We start from the raw sequence: 2,567 nt of genomic DNA on the forward strand, positions 1-2,567 counted from the left end.
TGAGGGGCACATTAGTGCGTCTGAGACGGCCATGGTGGCAGGTGGTGAGTATTTCTCCCACTTGTTACAAAGCTCCAAGGATTTCCCTGTGACCCGACGGGCTCAGAGGGCAGCCGAGGGTAAGCTCTACATTCCTAGTGCACGGCGTTCTGGGCCGCTTCGAGGCCCACGTCCAGTATTTTTCTGACGGCGTCGGCGCCGTCCGCCATGAGGACCGGTACGTCGGCGATCTCGTGCTTGGCGAAGGGCTTGAGCACGAAGTCTGCCACCCCCATGCGCCCGGGCGGCCTGCCGATACCCGCGCGGACCCGGATGTAGTCTTTCGTGCCGAGCGCCTGGGAGATCGAGCGGAGGCCGTTATGTCCGCCTTCTCCGCCGCCGCGCTTGAGGCGCACGGTGCCGAAATCGATGTCGAGCTCGTCGTGAATGACGATGAGATCGGCAGGAGCGACCTTGAAGTATTTGCACAGCGCCGCCACCGGACCGCCCGAGACATTCATGTATGACCGGGGCTTGGCGAGGATTACCTGATGGCCGTCGATGCGGGTCTGCGCGATCTCGCTGTTGGTGCGCTTGTGGACCGAGAACGACGCAGGCATCGGCGAGGCCTCGTCGGCGAGATCGTCGCAGACCATCGCGCCGATGTTGTGGCGGGTCGCGGCGTAGGCCGGGCCGGGATTGCCCAGGCCGACGATGAGGCGGGGAGAGGTCTGATCGGACACGGCTGCCATCTTCCCAGATCTTCTACCCGCGGCGCAGCAACACCTCGCCGGCCGTGGCGACGACGGCGTCGGTGATCCTGTCGAGCACCATCGACCGCACACGCCAGTGTTGCCAATACAGCGGGACGTGGTGCGGCTTGTCCGGGGCGACCGAAACGAGCGAGCCGTCGGCGAGGTAGGGCTCGGCCTGCTGCTCAGTGAGCAGGCCCCAGCCCAGCGACATCCGCACCGCGCGGATGTATTCGTTCGTCGCGGGGATAGCGTGACGCGGCGCGTCCGAGTTTGCGCCGACGAGGCCCCGGAAAAAGGCGGACTGCATGTCATCGCGGTCGTCGAAGTCGACGACGGGCACAGCCTTGAGGACCTTGTTGCGGGTGCGGACGTCGACGTCATCGCCGATGCCGTAGCGCGCGACGAGCTCGGGTGAGGCGCAGGCGAAGTAGCGCATGGTGCCGAGCGGGACGACGCGGCAGCCCTGCACCGGGGTCTTATCGGAGGTGACGGCGGCCATCACCTCGCCCCGGCGGAGGAGCTCGGTCGAATGCGCCTCGTCCTCTCTACGGATGTCGAACGCGATGCGCGGACCGAATTCCGCCGACACGAGCGCGTCGAGGAACCAGGACGACAGGGAGTCGGCGTTGACGGCGATGGGCACGGAGAGGTGGGGGAGCGGCGCGCCCGTGGAATCGGCACCTTCGCCGTCATAGAGCACTGATTCTCGGGAATCGAGTTCGACGGCGAGCACCTGCTCCAGGTGCAGCATCTGGCGAGCGGTGCGCAACAGGGTTTCGCCCGCCTCTGTGGGCAGGACCGGCTTGTCGCGGCGCACGAGCACGCGCCCGGCGGCGTCCTCGAGCGCGCGGATGCGCTGGGAGATCGCGGGTGCGGTGACGCCGAGGGATGCCGCCGCCTGATCGAAGGTGCCGTGATCGACGACGGCGACGAGCGTGCGGAGTTGATCGAGATTCAGTGCAGCCATAAGGACAGCTTACGGTACAGAAAAATAATTAGTTTGAGTTTTCTGAACAGGGGTCCTAACTTGGCGTTCGTGACCTTCTCATTTTCAGTACTCGGCCTGGGCTTTATGACGGCGATCGCGCTTATCGCGGCGGTCGGCGCGCAGAATGCTTTCCTCCTGCGACACGCGCTGCGCGGGGCGATTCCCGTGTGGCCGCTTGTGGTGGTGTGCATCGTCAGTGAGATGGGCCTGATCACCCTCGGCGTGACCGGGGCCGGTGCCGTGATGGCGTCCGCGCCGTGGGCGATGACGCTGATCACGTGGTTCGGCGTCGTGTTCCTCGTGAGCTACGGGATTTTCGCCCTCCGTCGGGCCTGGGTTGGCGGATCCGCTCTCGAAGCGCCCGCCGACCCCGAGAAGGCGGTTTCGTTGGAGCGCGAACGCGAGACCGTGGCGGTGGGGGCCGCGGTGGCGCCGTCGAGCGGTACGAATGGTGCGCACGGATCTGACGGACCGGTGCTTGGCGGCGGCGGCAGCGGCGGCGACCTCGCCGAATCCGCGGGCTCGGGCGACCGCGCGGCAGAACGCCCCCGTCGGCGCCTCGGCGGGCCGTTGCTTGCTGCTATCGGCGGAATGCTCGCCTTCACCTGGCTCAACCCGCACGCCTACATCGACTCTGTGGTCGTGCTGGGCTCGCTAGCCAACGGCCATGGGGACCTGCGGTGGGCGTTCGCGCTCGGCTGCTTCCTCGCCGGGATCACGTGGTTCTGCCTCGTCGGTTTCGGCGGGAAGGCGCTGCGCGGACTCTTCGCCAACCCGGTCGCGTGGCGGGTACTCGACGTGATCATCGCCGTGGTGATGTTCGCGATGGCGGCGATGCTCGCGCT

General features: G+C 66.7%; 3 protein-coding genes. 1 reads left to right on the plus strand and 2 read right to left on the minus strand.

What is annotated here, in order from left to right; genetic code table 11:
* Positions 1-134 precede the first annotated feature (134 nt).
* Together pth and K8V11_RS13125 are read right to left on the minus strand one after the other, a co-directional pair.
* Positions 135-722: an aminoacyl-tRNA hydrolase gene (gene pth, locus K8V11_RS13120; protein WP_303915140.1), complete on the minus strand. Its 588-nt coding sequence runs from the start codon at positions 720-722 to the stop codon at positions 135-137.
* A gap of 22 nt (positions 723-744) precedes the next feature.
* The gene (locus K8V11_RS13125; protein WP_303915142.1) at positions 745-1,701 is read right to left on the minus strand and encodes a LysR family transcriptional regulator ArgP; all 957 of its coding nucleotides are present in this window, start codon (positions 1,699-1,701) and stop codon (positions 745-747) included.
* Between the two features lie 69 nt (positions 1,702-1,770).
* On the opposite strand from K8V11_RS13125, the gene K8V11_RS13130 reads away from it, so the two are divergent.
* Positions 1,771-2,567, plus strand: a 797-nt coding sequence (locus K8V11_RS13130; protein ID WP_303915145.1) for a LysE/ArgO family amino acid transporter, incomplete at its 3' end; no start/stop codon positions are given.

Source organism: Dietzia timorensis (genome assembly GCF_020742175.1).
In the GTDB taxonomy this organism is placed as follows: Bacteria; Actinomycetota; Actinomycetes; order Mycobacteriales; family Mycobacteriaceae; genus Dietzia; species Dietzia timorensis_A.